The sequence below is a fragment of the Crocosphaera chwakensis CCY0110 genome (assembly GCF_000169335.1).
GTDB lineage: Bacteria > Cyanobacteriota > Cyanobacteriia > Cyanobacteriales > Microcystaceae > Crocosphaera > Crocosphaera chwakensis.
Window position 1 is genome coordinate 1 of record NZ_AAXW01000005.1, and the last position, 22371, is coordinate 22371.

At 36.6% G+C, this 22371-nt stretch carries 22 protein-coding genes; 11 read left to right on the forward strand and 11 right to left on the reverse strand.

Annotated elements, in window-relative coordinates; all coding sequences use genetic code 11:
* The 4 genes from CY0110_RS04520 to nadC form a co-directional block, all read right to left on the reverse strand.
* Positions 1-541: DNA-3-methyladenine glycosylase family protein (locus CY0110_RS04520; protein ID WP_008274122.1), on the reverse strand; the 541-nt coding region annotated here is incomplete at its 3' end.
* A gap of 18 nt (positions 542-559) precedes the next feature.
* Positions 560-1993, reverse strand: coding sequence for a carotenoid oxygenase family protein (locus CY0110_RS04525; RefSeq protein WP_008274123.1), 1434 nt, complete (start codon positions 1991-1993; stop codon positions 560-562).
* Between the two features lie 46 nt (positions 1994-2039).
* Positions 2040-2999: a tRNA lysidine(34) synthetase TilS gene (gene tilS, locus CY0110_RS04530; RefSeq protein WP_035798546.1), complete on the reverse strand. Its 960-nt coding sequence runs from the start codon at positions 2997-2999 to the stop codon at positions 2040-2042.
* Positions 3000-3003: 4 nt separating this feature from the next.
* Positions 3004-3846, reverse strand: a complete 843-nt coding sequence (gene nadC / locus CY0110_RS04535; RefSeq protein WP_008274125.1) for a carboxylating nicotinate-nucleotide diphosphorylase — start codon at positions 3844-3846, stop codon at positions 3004-3006.
* A gap of 617 nt (positions 3847-4463) precedes the next feature.
* Between nadC and CY0110_RS04540 the strand changes: the two genes are divergently transcribed.
* From CY0110_RS04540 to CY0110_RS04555, 4 genes are all read left to right on the forward strand, one after another.
* Entirely contained in the window at positions 4464-6062 is a 1599-nt protein-coding gene (locus tag CY0110_RS04540) for a helix-turn-helix domain-containing protein (RefSeq protein WP_008274126.1), read from the forward strand.
* A gap of 95 nt (positions 6063-6157) precedes the next feature.
* Positions 6158-6760, forward strand: a complete 603-nt coding sequence (gene lexA, locus CY0110_RS04545) for a transcriptional repressor LexA (RefSeq protein WP_008274127.1) — start codon at positions 6158-6160, stop codon at positions 6758-6760.
* A gap of 148 nt (positions 6761-6908) precedes the next feature.
* Complete coding sequence (locus CY0110_RS04550) at positions 6909-8018, forward strand: citrate/2-methylcitrate synthase (protein WP_008274128.1); 1110 nt, start codon at positions 6909-6911, stop codon at positions 8016-8018.
* Between the two features lie 198 nt (positions 8019-8216).
* Complete coding sequence (locus CY0110_RS04555) at positions 8217-8876, forward strand: ester cyclase (protein WP_008274129.1); 660 nt, start codon at positions 8217-8219, stop codon at positions 8874-8876.
* Between the two features lie 306 nt (positions 8877-9182).
* Here the strand turns inward: CY0110_RS04555 and CY0110_RS04560 are convergent, their stop codons facing one another.
* From CY0110_RS04560 to CY0110_RS04575, 4 genes are all read right to left on the reverse strand, one after another.
* Entirely contained in the window at positions 9183-9377 is a 195-nt protein-coding gene (locus CY0110_RS04560) for a cold-shock protein (RefSeq protein WP_008274132.1), read from the reverse strand.
* Positions 9378-9599: 222 nt separating this feature from the next.
* On the reverse strand, positions 9600-11822 hold the full coding sequence (locus tag CY0110_RS04565) for a molybdopterin oxidoreductase family protein (RefSeq protein ID WP_008274134.1): 2223 nt from the start codon (positions 11820-11822) through the stop codon (positions 9600-9602).
* A gap of 169 nt (positions 11823-11991) precedes the next feature.
* Entirely contained in the window at positions 11992-12615 is a 624-nt protein-coding gene (locus CY0110_RS04570) for an LppP/LprE family lipoprotein (RefSeq protein WP_157464531.1), read from the reverse strand.
* A 49-nt stretch (positions 12616-12664) separates the two neighbouring features.
* Positions 12665-13258 carry a Uma2 family endonuclease gene (locus CY0110_RS04575; protein ID WP_008274137.1) on the reverse strand — a complete coding sequence of 198 codons (594 nt, stop codon included), beginning with the start codon at positions 13256-13258 and terminating at the stop codon, positions 12665-12667.
* 247 nt (positions 13259-13505) lie between these two features.
* On the opposite strand from CY0110_RS04575, the gene CY0110_RS04580 reads away from it, so the two are divergent.
* Positions 13506-13781: a type II toxin-antitoxin system HicB family antitoxin gene (locus tag CY0110_RS04580; protein WP_008274140.1), complete on the forward strand. Its 276-nt coding sequence runs from the start codon at positions 13506-13508 to the stop codon at positions 13779-13781.
* Entirely contained in the window at positions 13778-13984 is a 207-nt protein-coding gene (locus tag CY0110_RS04585; protein WP_008274141.1) for a type II toxin-antitoxin system HicA family toxin, read from the forward strand. The genes CY0110_RS04580 and CY0110_RS04585 overlap by 4 nt, the downstream gene beginning before the upstream one ends.
* 419 nt (positions 13985-14403) lie before the next feature.
* Here the strand turns inward: CY0110_RS04585 and CY0110_RS04590 are convergent, their stop codons facing one another.
* Positions 14404-15993, reverse strand: a complete 1590-nt coding sequence (locus CY0110_RS04590) for an MFS transporter (RefSeq protein ID WP_035798518.1) — start codon at positions 15991-15993, stop codon at positions 14404-14406.
* 141 nt (positions 15994-16134) lie between these two features.
* Positions 16135-17679 (reverse strand): ferredoxin--nitrite reductase, encoded by a 1545-nt coding sequence (locus tag CY0110_RS04595; protein ID WP_008274143.1) that lies wholly within the window; start codon positions 17677-17679, stop codon positions 16135-16137.
* Positions 17680-17918: 239 nt separating this feature from the next.
* On the opposite strand from CY0110_RS04595, the gene CY0110_RS04600 reads away from it, so the two are divergent.
* Together CY0110_RS04600 and CY0110_RS04605 are read left to right on the forward strand one after the other, a co-directional pair.
* The gene (locus CY0110_RS04600; protein ID WP_008274144.1) at positions 17919-18233 is read left to right on the forward strand and encodes a type II toxin-antitoxin system HicA family toxin; all 315 of its coding nucleotides are present in this window, start codon (positions 17919-17921) and stop codon (positions 18231-18233) included.
* A gap of 102 nt (positions 18234-18335) precedes the next feature.
* A complete protein-coding gene (locus CY0110_RS04605) occupies positions 18336-18734 on the forward strand; it encodes a type II toxin-antitoxin system HicB family antitoxin (protein ID WP_008274145.1) in 399 nt (132 codons plus the stop codon).
* A gap of 163 nt (positions 18735-18897) precedes the next feature.
* Here CY0110_RS04605 and mscL read toward each other — a convergent pair whose 3' ends face one another.
* Positions 18898-19332: a large conductance mechanosensitive channel protein MscL gene (gene mscL / locus CY0110_RS04610; RefSeq protein WP_008274146.1), complete on the reverse strand. Its 435-nt coding sequence runs from the start codon at positions 19330-19332 to the stop codon at positions 18898-18900.
* A 558-nt stretch (positions 19333-19890) separates the two neighbouring features.
* Between mscL and CY0110_RS04615 the strand changes: the two genes are divergently transcribed.
* From CY0110_RS04615 to CY0110_RS04625, 3 genes are read left to right on the forward strand one after another with little or no spacing between them, the layout of a single operon-like run.
* The gene (locus tag CY0110_RS04615) at positions 19891-21513 is read left to right on the forward strand and encodes an McrB family protein (RefSeq protein ID WP_008274147.1); all 1623 of its coding nucleotides are present in this window, start codon (positions 19891-19893) and stop codon (positions 21511-21513) included.
* Positions 21514-21567: 54 nt separating this feature from the next.
* Entirely contained in the window at positions 21568-21984 is a 417-nt protein-coding gene (locus tag CY0110_RS04620) for a XisH family protein (RefSeq protein ID WP_008274148.1), read from the forward strand.
* Complete coding sequence (locus CY0110_RS04625) at positions 21972-22313, forward strand: XisI protein (protein ID WP_008274149.1); 342 nt, start codon at positions 21972-21974, stop codon at positions 22311-22313. Before CY0110_RS04620 ends, CY0110_RS04625 begins: the two co-directional genes overlap by 13 nt.
* Positions 22314-22371: the final 58 nt, after the last annotated feature.

Here is a 22371-nt window from a genome sequence, read left to right on the forward strand (position 1 = left end):
GAAGTTCTAATATTTGCTCTTTAGTTAAAGAATTTTCAGTGCTATAATGGCGTTGAATAGCATTAATTAAACCAAGATCAGCTATAGGAAAAATATCCTTTCTATGTAAGTGAAAAATTAAAAACATTTGAGCCGTCCACAGACCAATTCCTTTAATAGATGTTAATTGTTTAATCACTTCTTGATCACTCATCATTGACCAAGTTTTAGGAGTCAAAATGTCTTGTTCAAATCCCTGAGCAATATTAGTAATATAACTAATTTTCCGATAAGATAACCCACATTTTCGTAAAGATGCTTCATCAGCTTCTAAATAGTTTTTAATGGTAATATCGCCCAGTAAAGATTTTAGTCTTTGACTGACAGTTGTAGCAGCACTAACCGAAATTTGCTGACCAATAATAGCATTAGCTAAAGTCAAAAATGGGTTATGATAATTAATTATTGTTTCCGATGAATAAGAACTAATTAAATTAGCTAGAATATCATCTTTTTTTGCTAAATATTCTTTAGCTTCCTGCCAGTATCTAGGACAAGTCATGAGATTTATTATTATTAACTATTTAAGAAAATTTTTAGAAGTCCAAGTGCCATGAAATCCTTGAGGAAGATGATGAGTTAAATAACATTGTGCTAGGGGAGAACTCAGATTTTTTGCATCTAAAATCACTAAATAAGAGCGATGAATACAAGCATCATAAACCACCGATAATAAATAACCATTATCTTCTTCAATTGTACCTTGTCGGGGAACAAAAACGGGTTCCCCTGCAAAACTTCTTTCCCCTGGGTTCCACATCTGATATTGACCGTTAGACTGATCATATTTCATAATAGATTGAATAGGGGCTTGATTAGTAACTTTTGAAGCAACGTTTAAATATAAATAACGGTTTTTTTGGCCAACAAAGGCAGGATGAACTGAAGGAAAATCACAACTTCTTTTTACTAATGGTTGACGGGTTACTTTTTTTGAAGTCAAATCAAGGGTTAATTGCCATAATTGACCAAAAATAGGTTTATCAAACGACATTTTATCTAATTCCATTTTATCTTTTTCTCTTTGGGGAAAGCTATCAGAACAAATAGTTGTCAGATAAATTTTATCCTCTGATTCCCAAGCATTGCCATGATGAAAGCCAAAAAATGCCTCTGTTTCTAAAACTTCGATTGTGTCACTTTTACGAGAAATAATTAGTATTTTAGTTTGATTTTTATTATCAAAGGTAAGACACTGTTCTAAACTTTTAAATCCTAATAACCAAGGTAAAGGATTTAATTTGAAGGGATGTTTAATAAAAATATAGTAATTAGGAGTCACTAAAAAATCATGAAGAATAGAAAATCCATCTACAGGATACGAAGAAGATGTTATCTTTTTTCCTTTTTGATTTAATTCCCAGATAGTTAAGGTTTGGGGAGTGATTCCAGATACGCCAAAATTGATAAAAATGTCATCTATAATTCTAGGATGTGCTGAGAAAGTTTCTTTGTTTAATAATCCGTTTAAATTATCAAGTCCAATAGTTTCTAAGGTTTCAGGATTTAATTGATGAGGATAACCACCCTCCCACATTGTCCATAATTTTTCACCCCAATAAATAACATTTGTATTAGCAGCATTTTTAAAGTTTGTATTGAAAAAATTAGCGAACCATCCCCCTGATTTTTGGGTTCCAAATCCTCTATAAAGTATAGTTTTAGCTTCTTGTTCTTTTAGATAACCTTCGGTACGAACATAACGATTTTGAAAATATATTTTTCCTTCTTGAAACCTAAACACACGAAGCATTCCATCAGCATCAAAAATATGACCGATGGTTTTTCCTCCTATTTCAAATAATCCTGGACCATTACGAAACAATGTCCCTTGTAAATCAGAGGGTATTTCACCGTCAATATCTTGTATTTCATATTCATATTCGTTAGGTTGAGAAGTATAACCTTTTGCCCAATCTTTTGCTAATTGTGAAGGGGATGAAGTAACAACCATTATTCCTAAAAATTATTGTTTTATTAATTGTAACTTATTTTTATAACTATTTTTTGATGATGTAATTTTCTTCAACTTCTAAAATAATATTACCCGGAAAAGAAGACGTACGGCTGCGTCTAGGTGCATTGATTAAATTAACCGTCTCTTCTATTTGCTCAAAATTAGGTTTTCTAATGATTATTTTCTCTAAAAATTGACGAATAACTCGTCTTTGCAAAGCCAGAGGTATTGGTTTTAAGATATCTCGGTTTAACTGTTGTTTGCTGTTATTAAAAGATGCTATTAAAATTTTATTAGCTTCTGATTCTAAATAGTCTGATTCTGTTTTTAAAACTTCTGAGGTTTGAGATAACGTGCTTTCTACATTGGGATTAAAATGATCTTTTAAATAAGGTAATAATTGCTGACGAATACGGTTACGAGCATAATCTAAATTAGCATTAACTGCATCTTCCCAAATAGGTAAATCAAACTGTTGACAAAAGGCTAAAGTTTCAGGACGAGAAACTTTTAATAAAGGACGAACTAAACTAATTTTATTACTTAAGGGACGTTTCCAAGTTAAAGAACCCAGTCCCTTACTACCTGATCCTCGAATTAAATTATATAATAAAGTTTCAGCGCGATCGCTTAATGTATGACCAGTTACCACTTCAGTAAATTCATTTTTATTAGCGATTTCAACTAAACTTTGATATCGCCATTCTCTCGCTGCCGCTTCCGTTTCTTTCATGGCTTCAGCTACTTTTAAATAAAAAGGAATATTCCAATGATAGGCTAATTCTCGAACATGATCAGCAATTCCTATATCAGAAGCCCAACCATGATCACAATGACCAATAGCAATTTTCCAGCCCCATTTTGACTGTAAATCTACTATGAGTTTCAGTAAACATAGAGAATCTTGTCCTCCTGAAACGGCAATTAAAATATTACTTTGATGAGGCAAAATTAAACTATCTTTTAACGTTTGATGTACCTTAGCATGAAGAGATGTCCACATTTTTTTAATCAAGCCTCATACTTAAATCTAACCAAATAGAACGAGTAATCGGCGCACTACTAGAAATATAATCAACTCCTGTTAACGCAACTTGTCGAATATTATCCAGGGTAATATTGCCCGATGCTTCAATTTTTATCTGTTTGTTTTTTTCTCTAATATATTTAACACATTCTTTCATTAACTCCAAATTCATATTATCTAACATGATAATATCTGCTCCATAGTTTAACGCTTCTTCTACTTCTTTAAACGTCGTTGTTTCTACTTCAACAGTTAGAGGATAAGGAATAGTTTGACGAGTCTTTTCAATTGCCCCTTGAATACTCCCCACAGCTTTGATATGATTATCTTTAATCATGACCCCATCATCTAAACCCATACGGTGGTTTTTTGCCCCTCCGACTTGAATTGCATACTTCTCTAATATCCTTAATCCTGGTGTGGTCTTGCGAGTATCAACTAATTGGGTGGGTAAGTCAGCAATGACCTCTGTGTATTGTCGGGTCATTGTAGCAATACCACTTAGTCTCATCGAAAGGTTTAAAGCAACTCTCTCTCCAGTTAATAAGAGATTCAAAGGACCGTTTAATTTTGCTATCACTTGTCCTGTTTTTACTCTTTCTCCCTCTTTGACGACTGGAATAAATTGGATTTGAGAATTTAATAATTCAAAGACTCGTTGAGCAATCGGTAAACCAGCTATAATACCTTCAGCTTTGGCTATCCATTGACCTGAACCCATTTCCTGACAGTTCAATCCGTCCGTTGTGCGATCGCCTCTTCCGATGTCTTCTTGTAGCCAGGCAATCAATAATGGATCTATAATTAATTTAGAAGGTATCACAATCGTCGCATTTTTTCAAGATTTTCCATCCTTTATCATAACCTTTCTTTCTAAAAAATCTCTTTAATAGTTAATAGAGGTGAGAAATAATTAATTTATAGAATCGTGATAAAAATATAAATAAAATAACAAAACGCAATAAACTGAGTTCAAAAAGCTTCTAAGTTGTATGATAGTTTACAGATTTTTACCCTAATGATATAAAAAACTGACTTTTTTATTGAGGATTATTCAGAAACGTCATTTATGGTTGCATTATTAGTATAAATTCTTTCAAGAAGTTGATAACATCCACAGCAAAAGAAAGACATAAGTATAGTAGAATGTTCACAATAAACATAAGCAGAAACATTTATTAAATACCATAACAACAGTGAGAAGTGTTACATCATAAACTGGCACAATACCAGTGAAGTCCTAGTAAATTCATACGATTTTTACTATTTTAAAAACTGATAGTTATTATCAGAGTAGAATCTTTTTTGTGTGAGAGATAAATAGATGGGGTATTGTGCTAAAAATACTGCATCATGGGAGATTTATTAGATTGATTTTTAATCTAGTAATTAACCCCTGTGACTATATTTTGCTTCATTTGTTACTCTTCATAAACGGCCATGTCTTATACTATTTCTGAGAGTTGCCCTAGTTGTCATAATTGCCAAATTGACTGTCCAACTGATGCCATTCAAACCGAGAATGGTGAATATTGGATTGATCAAAAAAAATGTAATAATTGCGAAGGTTATTACCAAGAACCTCAGTGTATTGTGCAATGTCCTATTAGTAGTCCAACTCCCACCCAAGCGAAAAAAGGAAGATATAAAAATGTAGCAAGGGTAAGCACCTCTCCTGAATTATTTATTAATGGAAAAAATACCCCTTTTGCTTCGTCAATGATCATTTGGGAAGCTTGTACGGTGCTAACTCGTGCCTCTGTGCTTCTTTGGGAAAAAGATGCCCAAGGAAATCTTTATTATGAGAAACCTGTTAAACAAGGACAAGGAACAATTCTTTTTCGATTAAACAATATTTTAGATGCACAATTATCTGAATCAGTTGATTATTTATCCGACTCCACTAAGCTAGAAAATATTGATATTAGAGCAGCTTGCTTACATCTGTTATTTGCAGCTTATGCAACTAGCTTAGAAAAACCTTGGCAAGAACAATTTGTTATTAGTGATCAACAAATTGAACAATATTTAGGATTAGATAAACGAAAAGATATTAGTAAGGCATCCAAATTAAGTCTAATTAAACTATTAGTTCAACAAACTTGTCAATTATTAGCAACTATCCAGTGGCCACAACAAGGAAAAGTTAAAGAATTTACCGTACCAGAAAATTCGATTTGGAACTTATTAGATATACAACACCACTTTCAAGAAGACGATAATGGTTGTCAACATTTAATTGGTTTAACCTTTACCGTACAACCCGGAATATGGGCAAAATATTTCCTCAATAAACAAGGTTATAGTAAAAGAGTTGCCTTCTATCAATACGGTTCCTTACCTCAATTTGTCTTAAGTAGTGTCATGAGTATTTGGCAACAACATCCAGGGGCTGTAAGAATCATGGTATGGTTGCTATTTAAGAGTAAAATGGGACGCAAACAATGTATTACTGTTCCCACCTTAATGCGAGTCGCTTATGGTCAACAAAAGATCGCCCAAGCAGATATTCAACGAGAGCAACGAAAACGACTCTTACGCACCTTTGAAAGTGATTTAGAAGTCTTAAATCATTATGGACTAAAACCTGTATTTGACCCCGTTTCCTACCCAGAAAATATACAACCCCTATGGGTAAAGTTAGAGCAACTACCCGACGATGCAGAAGAAGCCTTAAACTTTTGGATTAATGATGGTTCCCAAGACAATCGTTTAACCGACTCAGGACCAAGAGGAAAATGGAATTGGTTGATGAAAGCAAGAATTCTTAACTTTGAACTACCCCAAGAATGGGAAGAACAACTAGCTAAATTTGAACAAAAAAAACAACGGAAAAATAATCGCAAAAGTCGCAGCAAGAAAACCCCCGACTTATCCGCTAAACAAATTTTAGACGCAAGAAAACGAAAAGGATTAAGTCAAAGAGCTCTCGCCAAAGAAATTGGAAAAAGTCAAAGTTGGATTCGGGATCTTGAAAATGGCCGTTTCTGTGCTAAACCAGGAGATCGCGAAATGCTCCAAACTGTTCTAGAATTATGATCAGGTATTAATGGCCTTCTTATTAAAAATTATTATCCCAACAGGACACAAACGGTTTATGATAGTACCGATGTTCTGACAAATAGGGAAAACTCATGGAACCGTTAACCCCCGCACAAAAAGAATTATACGAATGGTTGATTAAGTACATTAACGAAAATCAACACGCTCCGTCCATTCGTCAAATGATGAAAGCCATGAATCTGCGATCGCCAGCACCGGTGCAAAGTCGTTTAGAAAGACTCAGGAATAAAGAGTATATCGACTGGACAGAAGGAAAAGCCAGAACTTTAAGAATTTTGCACCATCAGCCCAAAGGAGTCCCTATTTTAGGAGCGATCGCAGCAGGGGGATTAGTTGAACCCTTCACGGACGATCAAGAACGCTTAGATCTTTCCCATCTCATCCATGCTAACAATTATTGGGGCTTGAGGGTAACAGGAGATAGCATGATCGAAGATTTAATCACCGACGGGGATTTAGCGATTATGCGATCGCTAGATCCCGATGAAACCTTAAAAAATGGTGAAATTGTAGCAGCTAGAGTTGAAGGAGTTGGTACCACGTTAAAACGATATTATCAAGAAGGAGAAATCGTGATGTTAAAGCCTTCAAATCTCAACTATCAACCCATAGAAGTCAAAGCCAACCAAATAGAAGTCCAAGGAATCTTAGTGGGAGTTTGGCGAGGTTATTAACTTAAATTATTCTTAAAAAAGGGTAACTTTTATGAGTTAAAGTTTAAGTTAAATCCTCAATGACAAACATCATTCAAACTAAGCACTATGGTATAATTAGCCAGAGTGCCTAAGCCGGTATTAGCCTCAACTATTCAGGTTGCAATATATGGAAAATATACCCAATCACCTCAGCAAAATTGATGGGCAGTTAGGAAAATTAATCATATTAGGATTTCCCTTTGAAGAGCTTGCCACTAATGCTTCCTTTGAAGAGATGATTTTTTTATTTTTGCACAATCATCTCCCTAATAAAAATGAACTGGATAATGTCACCAAAAAGCTATTATCCCATCGATATCTTGATGAAAAAATATTAGATGTTCTCAAAAACGCAGCAGCCAATGACATCGAACTGATTGAAGGCGTGAGAATCGGAGTTAGCTGTCTTACAATGGATATGCAATCTCATCGCATCGATAAAGAAGGAATTAATGGTGCGCTAAAAATTATTGCTTCAGTCCCCATTATTACGGCTTCCTATTGGCGACTACTTAACGGTCAACCCCTTGTAGAACCCCACCTCGAACTTGGCCATGCTGCCAACTACTTATATATGTTGACAGGGGAAAAACCTATCCCAGAAGATGTCAAAACCCTAGAAATTTATCTTAATACGGTCATTGAACATGGCATGAACGCTTCTACCTTTGCAGCACGGGTTGTCATGTCCACTCGCTCCGATTTTGTTTCTGCGGTAACGGCGGCCATCGGTGCAATGAAAGGGGTCTTACACGGAGGTGCGCCAGGCCCTGTACTAGATATGCTATTAGAGATGCAAGAATCAGGAGATATAGAAGGATATTTACGCCACAAGTTTGAAAACCGAGAACGGTTGATGGGATTTGGTCATCGGGTTTATCGTGTCAAAGATCCTAGAGCCATTTTACTATCACAAGTGTCAGCCGATATCTGGAAACGGAAAGAAAATAAGGAGTTTTGGGGGTTAGCCGTTGATGTAGAAACCACTGCTCTAAGGTTACTCAAAGAATATAAACCCAATCGTAGCATCGAAACCAATGTTGAATATTATACCGCTTTAGTATTGCATGGGTTAGGGCTACCGTCTGCTTTATTTACTTCAACCTTTACCGTCAGTCGAGTGGTTGGTTGGTTAGCTCATTGCTTAGAACAATTAGAACTCGATCGCATTATTCGTCCTAGTTCTGATTATACTGGACCGAGTGAACAAAGATGGTGTCCTATCGAAGAAAGATAAGTGAAATGTGGGGGAGAAAAACCTTTCTCCTCTACAGCATTGAAAAATTTTTATTCAGCAAAAGAAACTCCATCAATTCTAAGATATCTAGATAAAAATAAAGGAAAACTTTAGGTTTATAAATTTAAGTTTGCAGAGTAATTTTTTATAATAAAAAGATAGAGTCAATCATCTAACCTCGCCACAGGAACTTATCTAATGAGTAAGGATCACAATGCAGACTTACCCCTATGGGTACAAGATCGTAATACCGTCCTAGATCATGATGAAGGAGTGAAATGGCGTAACGGAGAAAAGCCAGACTACTCCCATACCGACCAATATTTACACCAAGAAAGTAAATATAATCATGCTCCTGGATCATTAGAAGCGATCGCTCAAAATCTAGTGAGAACCTTTGAAATGGAAGCCTCTCATAAAGCCGATCCACAACAATGGTTATCTATTGTCACTGATAAATTTCAAATGAGTAGCAACGGTGGCCCCATTTACAGTGCGCAAGATGTCAGTGATCAAGGTACTTATAACCTTTTTATTGATAAAACCCCTGGTTACGATCCTAACGCGGAAAACTTTGAATCCTCCTTTGATCTGTTTCATAAAGCCTTTCCCAATGGATTTTTATGGGAACTAATAGAAGTATTATCTGGTCCACCTAATGTGACGTTTAAATGGCGACATTGGGGAACCTTTAGCGGTCCTTATAAAGATCATCAACCTACAGGAGAAACCATTGAAATAAGAGGAATGAGTGTGGCTAAAGTGACCGACGATCTCAAAATCCTATCTGTTGAACATTATTTTGATAATAGCACCTTTCTCAAAAAATTAACCTCTGGTTGTCCAGTTGCTCATTAACTAACATATTGCAGCAGTTTCCATAGCCAAAGTTAATGTTTCAGCTAATATTTTTGCTGAAGCATTTTTTAATACCATCGAGGGACGGTGCGTCCCTCTCCTCTCCCCTAAGAACCGTATTTGACTTGAGACTCGTCGCCCCATATGTGTTCAAACTTTGCCATTACGGGAGATTAACTCCCTTGCGGTCAAACACAAGGGAGGGTTATAGGGGGTTCACCCTCTTTCCCTTCTGATGACCTTTGAGAAGGTTCAGACTTGACGAATATTTAGATAGCTTTTAGATACGATTGTTGCTTTTGCTGCCTAAATACTTCGGACATTGACGGCACAAGGGCCCTTTCTACCCTGGCCAACTTCATATTCAACTGTTTGTCCTTCTTCGAGAGATTTGCTTTGGACTTCTGAATAATGAACAAAGAGATCATCTCCTCCATCTTGCGGTGCTATGAACCCATAGCCTTTCTGGACATCGAACCACTTAACTTGACCTTGTGCCATAAACTTGCTCAAATAAAGAAAATTTGCCCTAGCTTGAAATTCCCAAGTTAGTTTGAACCTTGATTATACTGTTGATTGTGAGATTTTGCATACTGATATCTTGAACCAGTACAGAAAAAGCAAACAAAAAAACGAGAAAATCAATTCTCAAGCAGTTAAAATCAAATTTGATTCATGAATTCATGACATTTTTCTCCCCCTCGATTATAATCTTTACTTTATCTATTTTAGATAACTCTTAACTCCGAACTCTAAACTCGTAACGACCCATTCCTCTTCTGTGGCAATCTTTACCTGTACTGCACAAGCTTTTAACTCAGGTTGCAAAGAGGTAGGGCAGGCCGTCGGATGGGTTAAAGCGTTAGCCTCGGCATGATCAGCCCAAAGTGCGCCCCAGTGCATGGGGATAAACAGAGTACCAGGAGCGATCGCTTTGGTGATTTTTGCCAAAAAACGAGCCTTTCCTCGACGCGATCGCAGTTCAACTAAAGTATTCTCTTCAATGTTCAATTTTTCAGCATCTTTAGGATGAATTTCTATAAACGGCTCAGGGTGCATCTTTTTAATTTTGGGAATGCGTCCGGTACGGGTTTGGGTATGCCAATGACCGTACAATCGTCCAGTGGTTAAGACGAAAGGATAGGCTTCATCAGGAGGTTCAGCCAGCCCTTTAGAATGGTAGGCTGCAAACCTTGCCCGTCCATCTGGGGTGTTGAAACAAAAATCGGTATAAAGTCGCTTATTAGTCCGATTTTGTTGCTCTAAGTCCTCTCCTTCTAGCCAAGGCCAAGCATCAGGATAAGGCCATTGTAATGGGCCATAAGCGCGTAACTTGTCGTGACTCAACCCCGAACTATCGCAGGGACGGCCTTCGGTTATTTGCACAAACTCTGCATACACTTCGGCAGAATTTTTGAAACTAAACGCTTCTTCAAACCCTAAGCGTCGTCCCACTTCTGCCCATATTTTCCAGTCTGGCCTCGCTTCTCCTGGGGGATCACGAAACTGGGGACATAACGTCACCATCCTTTCCGAGTTGGTCATTACTCCTGTTTTTTCACTCCATTGGGCTGCCGGAAGTAGAATATGAGCATAAGCTGCGGTTTCGGTGGGATAATAAGCGTCTTGATAAACGGTAAAAGGCGATCGCTTCAAAGCTGTTTGAGTTCGTTTGAGATCGGGCATACTCACCGCCGGGTTGGTGGCTGTGATCCAGAAAAAGCCCACTTCTCCTGTTTCTAACCCTTGAATCATTTCCCATGCGGTACGACCCCGTTGCGGTTGAATTGTCCCTTGAGGAAGCTTCCAAAACTGTTCAACTTCAGCCCGGTGTTGAGGGTTATTAACCACTCGATACCCCGGTAAAATATTACAAAGTCCCCCGGCTTCTCGACCACCCATTGCGTTGGGTTGTCCAGTGAGGGAGAAAGGCCCAGTTCCAGGTTTACCAATATCTCCAGTCATTAAATGTAAGTTGATCAGGGTGCGAACTTTAGCCGTTCCTTCAGAAGATTGATTCATCCCCATCGACCATAAAGATAACACCCGTTCTGACTCACCCCAATATTGGGCTGCTTTTTCTAACTCATCGATACGAATACCACAGTTACGGGCTACTAACTCAGGGGGATAATGACGGATAACATCAGCATAGGCCGAAAAGTTCTGGGTACATTCATCAATGAAAAAGGTATCAATACGACCCCACCGCATGAGTAAATAAGCAATACCATTAAAGAGATCGATATCGGTTCCAGGTTTAATGGCTAAGTGTAAGTCGGCTGCTTCTGCGGTTTGGGTTCGTCTGGGATCAACCACCACCATTTTAACTTTACGGTTCTTTTTGTGATGAACACGGAGACGGTTAAAGACGATAGGGTGACATTCTGCGGTATTAGTTCCGATTAAAAATGCACAGTCCGTTAACTCTAAATCTTCGTAACAACAAGGAGGCCCATCACTGCCGAAACTTTGGGTATAACCTGCCACTGCAGAAGACATACACAGACGAGAGTTAGCGTCAAAGTTATTGGTTCCCAAGAACCCTTTAAAGAGTTTTTGAGCGATATAATAATCTTCCGTTTGGAACTGTCCGGAACCGTACATACATAAAGCGTCTGAGCCTTGGGTTAAGCGAACGGTTTGAATCCGGTTTACAATGGCTTCTAACGCTTCATCCCAACTTACCCGACGAAACTCATCGCTTAAACTGTCTCGCATCATAGGATATTTCAGGCGACACTTGTCTAAGGACTCACTAACCGTTGCCCCTTTAACACAAACTTTACCTAAACTAGAAGGATGGTTGCGATCGCCTCTGACTTGCCAGATCGGGGTTCCTTCACTATCTCGGTTAACAGGTTTTCCAGGTTGGGCCGGGGGCAGGACTTCTAAACCACAACCGACACCACAATAAGGACAGAGAGTTTTAGTAGAGTTCGTCATAGGTCATCTTACTTTAATGTTTAGGATAGAAGATTTTTGATAAACAGAAGAGGTGGACTATTTTAAAATAAGAAAGCACCAAAGATTACATTTCTTTTCTAATTTTGAGGAAAATTTTATAGTTGGTTTTTGTTGATTGATCATTTTAATGTGTATCATAATCCTTTATTTACGACGATGAACGATCATAGGTATTGGCTGGGAATTGAGGCACTAAAAAAGGAGCATCTGTGTTAGTATTTACTTGATAAAAAATGCGACTTTCGCGAGAAGCACAACATTGTGCATCTGTTGGTAGATAACGATTAAATGAAGCATCAATCATGCTCTCACGATAAAGATCAACTTTAAACAGACTTCCATCGGTGCGAGAAGTCATAGGAATGGGGGACAAAGTGCCAGAAAACTTACCATCAGTGAAGACAAAAACTTGAAAATTCATGGGACGACACATCCCATCTGCATCGGTCATTCCTGTGATTATGGTGGTTGATCCATAAATTTGAGCAGCATTTGCTAAAGTCCAACCAGCAGCTTTTACTAATTTATCTTCGGGTAATACTGCTGGCCGTATGGTATGCTGACAAGACTCAAAATTAGTTGCTGTTTCTACCGGTGCTTTAGGGATAGAATTATTAGGTTTATTCCAGTTTTCTTCTTGATCTAACCAACTACCATTAGGATTAGTTTGGGCGAAAGTTGTTGAGGTTAGTAACAGTGAAGTTGTTACTAGAAAACCTGGGATTATAAAGATAAGAGATTGCTTCTGCTTTGACATTGATTTAAAGTTCATCTGAATCAATTCCTAATTCTTTTAATTTAGCAGCTAATTTGTTGGTTCGTTATTTTTCTTGTTGTACTTTTTCTCTTTCTTCTGTGTAGCTAGTAAAGCTATCTCCATCAGGATAATATAGTTTTAATTTCGGTTCTGTTATTTTAAAACGAATCCCTAACCGGGGACTAATCCAATTATTCATATTCTCAATAATTTCTAATCCTTCTTCTCCTCTTAAGAGTCCACTAAGTTCATTTTTATGAGGATCATAAATGTAGTATTTTTCCACTCCATAACGCTCATAAAATAGCAATTTTCGGCTCATTTCTGTCTGGCTGTTTCCTGGGAAAAGTATTTCAAAAACCACTTGTGGAGCAATATTATCTTCTTTCCATTGTTGATAGAATTCCCTTTCTTTTTTAGGACGACCAAATACGACCATAATATTCGGTGCAAGTCTTTTTTTATTGTTACCTTCCATAGGATACCACAGTAAATCACCAGCAACAAAGACATTATTATTATCAGCAAATAACCAGTCTAAATTTGCCTTTATCATAGTAATACAACGAAACTGAAGGGTATTATCGTCCATGGGTTTGCCATCGCTGTCTGGATAAATAATATTTGAAGTGGTTTCGTTTTTGAGTTGAGTCACCATAATTGTATTAGATGGTTTTTGAGGATTCTATTATTAGTTTAATGGTTGCGTTTTAGGGCAATTATAGCCCTACAAGAATTAGTTCTGATTGACTTCTTTAATATCTTGTTTCAGTTCTTTAAGAACTTCTGATAGATCATAAGTAACGGTATTGGGTTCGTTCATGAGTTATACTTCTTAATAAGATTATTTTTGATGATGTCCTCTTGGTGACTTACGAGAGGACTCTTTTTATTTTATACAAATTATGAAAGATAATTATGTCTGTTATGATCAAGACAATCAATTCCTTTCAAATAAAAAACAAAGACTAATGAAAGTAAAAGTAATCATTTGGCAAGAGGATGATATTTGGTGTGGTTCGGTTCCTGCTTTACCAGGATGTCATACCTGGGGAGAAACCTACGATCATTTAATCGAAATGCTTAAAGAGGCGATCGAAGCATGGTTAGATGTAGCAAATGAGAAAGCAAATCTAGAGAAAGATAGTAAACTTGTCAAAGAAGTAGAAATATCTATATGAAGTCTATTTCAGGTAAAAAACTTTCTAAAATTGTTGAAAAGTTAGGTTGGCAGTTAAAACGAGTCACAGGAAGTCATCATATTTACACAAAGGAAAATAAAGAGGCGATTTTGGTCATTCCGATTCATGGTAATCGAGATTTACCCATTGGCACACTCAAACAGATTATGAAGGATGCAGATTTAACTGAGAATGATCTTTAATGTCACTTTTTAGCTAGAAAACATAATTATTTCTGCAAAAAACATTAAATTTTAGAAAAACCTTGACTTCCCTCCTCGTGCTATTTTCTTGGAGCAACAATTATTTCCTTAATAGGATAAGGAGTTTTCATTAATGATGACACTGTCTCGTTTTCTAACAATTACCGCCCCAACAGTAGCTACTCTTTCATTCACCCACTAATGCTGCCACAGTTACTGCCACACTTGATCTAACTAACCTTGGTCGTAAGGATCAATTAGCTTAGTTTTTCGGGGCTTAGTAACATTCAGCCCCTACTACAGCACTTTGCAAGTTATTAAACTACATCTAACATCTGTCTTCTGCCTCCTGCCTCCTGCCTTCTGCCTCAAAGCGATAACTGTTGTACCTCACTAAGTCGAAAACTGCTGTAATTTACCTAACCTCTTGCAATAGAATCAACAGAAGTATCGCTTTCCATCACAGGAACATGAGGTAACTGATGATCCTCTTCTTCCCCTTCATGGTGTTCAGCAAATGAACCTTCGGGTTCTTTTAAGACAAACCAACATAAAAAGGCGACAATCACAGCCATAATTCCCATTATCTGGAAAAAGGCCGTATTTGCTTGAGCAATAATGGCCGGACTAGGATCTTTTCCTCCTCCTAACCATTCCGGTAACAGGCTAAAAATAGTTAAATAAGCCACTGCACCGACGTTTCCGTAAGCTCCCACATTACCCGCAACTTGTCCCGTAATACGACGTTTTACTAGGGGAACGATCGCAAAGGTTGACCCTTCTCCCGCTTGTACAAAGAAAGAACAAGCCATGGTTAAAATAATTGCACCCGGTAGCCACCAACTGCTAGTAACCGTACCCAAAATCAGATAACCAATACCCATACACAGGGTTAACACCGCCATCGTATTCTTACGACTACCCAACTTATCGGAGATTAAACCCCCACCTGGACGAGACATTAAGTTCATAAAAGCATAACTAGAGGCAATCATCCCTGCTTGTGCTGGGTTTAAGGGAAACGTTCCTTCAAAGAAAGCCGGAAGCATCGAAACTACCGCTAACTCTGACCCAAAGTTTACCACATAAGTTAATTCTAAAATAGCTACTTGAGAGAAACGATAACGATCTTTAGGGGGATAATGTTTCTTCCCTGTCATCAAGTCTTTATTCACTACCCAACAGTTATAAGCTTGGAACAAGTATAAACCCAATAAACAAGCCCAAACAATATACATGGTATTGACACCATAGAAGCCTACTTTTTTTAACCGCCACGCTAACACCATGAGAATGCCGGATAAAGGTGCATTCATCACCATTAAGAACCAAAAATCTTTTTTCGTGGTTACTTCAATACCTCTAGCACTTTTAGGCTTACGGTAGGTTTTTCCGGGGGGATGATCTTGGACGTTATTGTAGTATAAAATCCCATACAGCGCAGCAATGATGCCTGTTCCAGCGATACAAAGTCGCCAGTTGAGGAGGGGATCACCTCCGGGGGAAAGTGCGCCAAAGGCAAACCAACCGCCTATAGTAGGCAGGGTAAAAGCAGCAGCAGCAGAACCAAAGTTACCCCAACCGCCGTAAATACCTTCAGCGAGTCCTATTTCTTTCGGGGGGAACCATTCTGCAACCATGCGAATACCAATGACAAACCCTGCACCGACAATACCTAACATTAACCGTCCGACGACTAACTGGGTAAACCCTTGGGCCGTTGCAAAGATTAAACAGGGAATAGCTGCATACATCAACAATAGTGTATAGGTAATTCTAGGCCCATAGCGATCTAGTAACATTCCGATAATAATCCTCGCAGGAACCGTTAAAGCAACGTTACAGATAGCTAAAGTTCTAATTTGACTCTCTTCTAGACCAAAATCAGCTTTTATCTGAGTTGCTAAAGGTGCAAGGTTAAACCAAACAACAAAGGTTAAAAAGAAGGCAAACCAAGTCATGTGAAGGATTTTATACCTTCCACGTAGTGACCACATTTCTCCAAGCATTTTTGTTTTTTTCCTCTCGATATAGATTGTAGATAAAAATTTAAGGTGATAGTGAAGGTAGGCAATAGGCAAACGTAAGTGAGTATGAGAAGAAAATTAACTATTGTTCTCCCTCTGCTCCCTACTCCCCTGCTCCCTGCTTCATTTCCGTTTTGCCCCAAAATTCTTAATTAAGAGATCAGACAAAACAGGAAGTAAATCGTCGCAAGCAATACCTTTTTGAACACAAGTGCCTAAATGAGCATCTTTACCCACTTTTCCTCCCATATATAGGTCAACCCCTTCGACGGTTGTGCCATCTTTGCGAACTTTTGTCCCCATTAAGCCAATATCGGCCACTTGGGGTTGTCCGCAGGAGTTGGGGCAACCTGTCCAATGAATACGCACGGTTTGGGGTAATTCTAAGATTTCATCGAGTTCTTTAGCCAAAGCAAGCGCACGGTTTTTCGTCTCTACCAGAGCAAAGTTACAAAATTGCGCCCCTGTACAGGAAACTAAAGCTCTTTGTAAGGGTTTTGGACTAATACTAAACTTTTCTAGAATGGGTTCTTCTAAAAATGGCTCTAAGTTATCATCGGAAATATTGGGAATAATGACATTTTGCTCAACTGTGAGGCGAATTTCCCCATTTCCATAAACTTCAGCCATCCTGGCTAAGTCTAGCATATCCTCAGCGTATAAACGACCGATGGGAATGTGCAGTCCTACATAGTTTAAACCTGCTTGTTTTTGGGGAAAGACACCAATATGATCCCGTTTTTCCCAATCAATTGCGTCTTTTTCGGCTTCTGGGGTTAATTTATAGCCTAATTCAGCTTCTACTGCTTCACGGAACTTATTTAAGCCCCATTCGTCGATTAACCACATCAGACGGGACTTTTGACGGTTGGATCTCAGTCCATGATCCCGAAATACGGTTAAAATAGCACGGCATAATTCCACAACAGCGTCTTCTGTGGGAGGAACCCAAGCATTAAGAGGAATAGCAGCCTCACAACGTTTAGCAGAGAAAAAGCCACCCACAACTACATTAAACCCTAAATTGCCGTCTTTATAAGCAGGAACGAAAGCAATATCGTTGATTTCAGCGTGAACCGAGTTATCTCGTCCCCCTTCAATGGCAATATTGAATTTACGGGGTAAGTTAGTAAAGTCATAATTACCTTCCCCGTGGTTAGTAATCATGTCCTGCACTTTTTGGACTAATTCACGGGTGTCGATGAGTTCATCTGCATCTAAACCGGCCATGGGTGAACCTGTAATATTACGAACATTATCCATTCCTGACTGCACAGATGTCATATTAGCTGCGTCGAGACGGTTAAAGATGTCAGGAATATCTTCGAGACGAATACCCCTCAGTTGTAGGTTTTGTCGGGTGGTGATGTCGGCATTTCCATCGTCTCCATATCGTTGTACAATATGACCGAGAACCCGCATTTGGTCACTGTTTAGGATACCATTGGGCATCCGCATCCGTAACATGAACTTGCCAGGGGTGACAGGACGGTAGAAAATACCCACCCATTTGAGGCGATGTTCGAGATCGGTTTTGTCCATTGCTTCCCAACCGATGCGGGCAAAGTGTTCTAATTCATCTTTTATATCTAGTCCATCTTTTTCAGCCTTTATCTTTTCAAATTTGTTTAACTTTTCTTTGTTTTTAGATTGGGTACTTTGCACCACAGGGTAAACCCTCCATCTGGTCAAGTTGTACCTATTTAAACTCTACAATCCGAGAAATTTTGTAGCTAATGTAACAAAAAGTTGGGCAAAATTCGTCTTTTGCATTTTTTTCATGTATTTTTTGCATTTTTATTACGTTTGATTACCTACGGGACTCAGTTGGAAGATAAATTAATCAAAACAGTGGCAATGATATCATTTTTTGATACCATTAAGGAGGTACATCAATCTGGGGGTTTATGCAGACACTTGTTGTACAAACAACTGCTAGGGGAGTCATGGCGGAAGGGTTAAATAGCAAACAGCGTCGTACTTTAGAAGCGATCTATACCAACCCTGTTCGAGCAGATATTACTTGGACAGATATAGAAAATCTTTTAATAGCGTTGGGAGCAACCGTCAGTCAAGGAAGAGGCTCAAGAGTGCGGGTTTTTCTTAATGGAGAAAAAGCAGTATTTCATGAACCTCATCCACAAAAAGAAGTCTGTAAAGCTGCTGTTAAAAGCGTTAGAGACTTTTTAGAAAATGCTGGTGTAACGCCTGGATCTCTATAACAAAACCATATTACGATGTCCATTTCCTGGGGGGACTAGCAATAGTGTCCTCCTCCTACCCAAAAAATCCCCAGATGTCTCTAATTTAATTAACTAATTTTCATGTTATTTAATGACTTATCTAGTTCAATTGTTCCGTTTCAACGAAGAGGTAAAATGCAGACAATGTTAACTTATAAAGGATACACTGGTAATATTGAGATTGATCTTGAGAGTGGTATTTTATTTGGTCGTGTTCTTGATATTAAAGATGTGGTTACATTTCAAGGACAAACTGTTGAAGAAGCTTGTCAAGAGTTTTATAATTCTATTGATGATTACTTAGAATTTTGTGAAGAAATTGGTCAATCTCCTGAAAAGCCATTTTCTGGTAAATTTCATTTTAGGACAACTCCAGAAACTCATCGAAAAATTACTATTGCTGCCACTAAAGAAGGTAAAAGTATTAACCGTTGGATGGAAGATATTTTGACAAAAGCTGCTAATCAAACTATGAATTAATTGCCTTAATTAATAATTCATTAATAACTGTATTATTAAAATACAGCCAAAGAATAGAAAGCGATCGCTAGATCCAAAAGTTATTTAATTGTACTTTTTTTAATTAATACACGAAAATAGTACAATAAACACTGTTCAATCAATTATGTTGAGATACTTATCTTTAAGAAGATGGATTTTGTCTTTCTATTGTGTCTGCTAATCTTTCCATAGCTGTTGTTAATCTTTCTTGAGTCGCTACCGCTTGGTCTATTTGTTCTTCTGCGATCGCTTCTTCTTGACGAATCAATCTTTTTTTCGCCATTTCAAAGGAACGAATGATTAAAAATAAGCAAAAAGCAATTACTAAAAAATTAAGAACGGCAGCGAGAAATAAACCGTATTGAATACCATTGATTGATAATTCACTTAATTTTTCAACCCCACTAGCTTCCATAGCTGGATTAAGAATAGCAGGTGTAATGATATCCTCTACAAGGGAATTAATGATTTTGCCAAATGCCCCTCCAATGATAACCGCAACTGCTAGGTCAATCACATTCCCCCGCATAATAAAGTCTCGGAAGTCAGCTAATAAACCTCTCGTTCTTCTGGCCATAAGTTTTCTGCCTATAATTACCTTTTGTCAGTATTATATCAGTAAATCAGCACTCTCCTCGCAAGACCACCTATTTTTGCTATAAAACTACAATTAGGGACAAGCTTACTAATTTTTGCTTTTTAATCAAACATTACCCACCCTACAGTTATAATTATGACTTTTATAAAAGTTAACGGGATAAAATTTGAAACTCTTATTCCTCAACCTGTCATCAAAATCCCTGTAATAACAGTAGTATTTTTATCTTTTGTTACTGTATCAAAAACAGTTTTAAAGTTGTTTTCGTCTTCACTCGAGTTTATGATGTTTATCGTCTCAAAATTGTAGATAATTGAGTACACATATCATTATAAATATTTTTTATTAAAACACAGCCAAAAAATAAACAGCGATCGCTACATCAAAAAATTCAGTAATTCTACTTTTTTCACCCAATATACAAAAATAGTACAATGAATATAGCTTATGTGGGTTGGGCAAATGTTTGATAAATTATGATAACTTTCTAATTTGCCCACATTGCTGTCTTTTTATATATTAAATTTTTTCTAAAATATGCCAGAAAGATTGGAAAGAATAGTAACAGAATATAATTACGATTCTTATAAAAGATTTACACAGCCACGTGTCGGCATTCTATCTGATTTAACGACTCGCTCAACTTTATGGTCTAACTATGAAACTTTTTTATATAAAGTTCAAATTCCTTTTGAATATTTATGTATTAGGATAATTAAAGATATTAAAAAAAAATATATTCATATTTCTCTTATTCAGAAAATAGTTGAAAATCAATTTAGTCTTTGGTTACGTAAACAAGCTTTTAAATCTATTACATATAGAATGGCTTTTGGATTTTTAGAATCTAATTTTGTTACGCATTTTAATAAATCTAATATTCATTACTATTTGATTTTTAGTATTCAGTTAAAAAGCGAACATATTTCGTATAAATTTAATATTCAAACTGTTGAAAAAAATAATAACTTATTTTTATTTAATAAAAATTGTAAAATAATGAATCAACAATTAGCTACTAAATTTGAAGAAAAAATACAAAAATCTGATGTTTTTGCAATTTTTTCCTCTACGGAAGAACAAATTACTATAGAAAATTTTTCTGAGCTTTTAAAAATTTCCGAAAGTTACTCAATATGTGAAGTAAGGGAACTCAAAAAATATTATCCCTTTTATCAATATTATGAGTCTCTATACGAAGGTTTTGAAAACTTCATAGTTTTATCTCTTTTAGCAACATCTGAAAATCCAATGCAAGAAATTGATCTGATTTGGAATTATGACGATTACGATGAAGAAGAAATTAGCAAAATAATTAGAGACATGAAACCTCAAGAAACTTACATAGAAGAAACTCAATTAGAACAATATATCGACACCCTAAAACGTAAAAAACATATTATTTTTCAAGGTTCACCAGGAACAGGAAAAACCTACTTAGCAAAACACATTGCTAAACATTTAACCAGTAGTGGGGATGGATTTCATGAACTCATACAATTTCATCCTAGTTATAGTTATGAAGACTTTATACAAGGTATTCGTCCCCAAACTTCACCCGATAAAAACCTAAACTATTCTATGGTACCTGGACGCTTTTTAACCTTCTGTGAAGAAGCAGAAGAAAAGGAAGGTATGTGTATTTTAATCATTGATGAAATTAACCGCGCTAACCTCTCTCAAGTGTTCGGAGAATTGATGTATTTACTAGAATATAGAGAAGAAGAAATAAAACTTGCAGGAAGCGATCAAAAGTTCAAAATCCCGAAAAATGTTTATATAATTGGAACTATGAATACTGCCGATCGCTCAATAGCTTTAGTGGATCATGCGTTGCGTCGTCGCTTTGCATTTATTCCCATCAAACCTAACTATGATATCCTCAGAAGATACCATCAAAAACACAAGACTAACTATAATATTGAATTTATTGAATCATTAATAAATATTTTAGAAGAACTGAATAAAACGATTAATGATTCTGATTATGAAATTGGTGTTTCTTTCTTCCTTACCGAAACATTAAAAGATGATCTCGAAGACATTTGGACAATGGAAATAGAACCCTATTTAGAAGAATACTTCTTTGATGAAACTGGCAAAATTGAGAAATTTCGCTGGACAAAAATAAAAGATAAATTGAATAAACTATCTTCTTAAGTTAAAAAAAGACTATACAGGTCTTTATGGCTTAGTGACTCAATTATCAAAAAAATGCCAGCAAAAGATACTTATCATGATGCGGTTAAAAATGCTTTAATAAAAGAAGGTTGGAAAATTATGGCTGATTCTTATCCTATTAAATATGAAGAAGTGAAACTGTTTGCAGACTTAGCAGGAGAAAAAACCCTTTCTGCAACAAAAGGAGAAAAACAAATTGTGATTGAAGTAAAAAGCTTTAATAGTCCTTCTCCCATGCGTGACTTTGAAACTGCACTTGGTCAATATTTAATCTATCAAACTTTCCTTTCTATTACTCACACGGATTATAAAATATATTTAGCTATTAGTCACAGGATTTATGAAAAATTTTTCACACAAATTGCCATTCAACTAATTTTAAAAAAATATAAAGTTTTACTACTAACTGTTGATATTACTAAAGAGGAGATTATCCGATGGATCAATTAAAACATTACCAAAATCTTATCAAAAGTATTCTACTAGAATATGAAAAAATTTCTTCACAAGTTCCTGATCCAGATATAGATGAAGTTCTTATGTTTGATGATGAGAGAAGTCAATATCTATGGTTTAATATCGGTTGGAAAAATGAAAAACGAGTTAAAGCGATTTCTGTTTACATTCGGATTAAAAATAATAAAATTTGGATTGAAGAAGATTGGACAGAAGAAGGAATTGCAGTTGAGTTATTAAGAAATGGTGTCCCAAAAGATGATATTGTTTTAGGATTTCATGATCCCGAAACTCGTAAAGTAACTGAGTTTGCGATCGCCTAATTTTAAAATCTTGTTAATCAACTAAATTAATAATATTAAATTCATGTCCATCTATTAT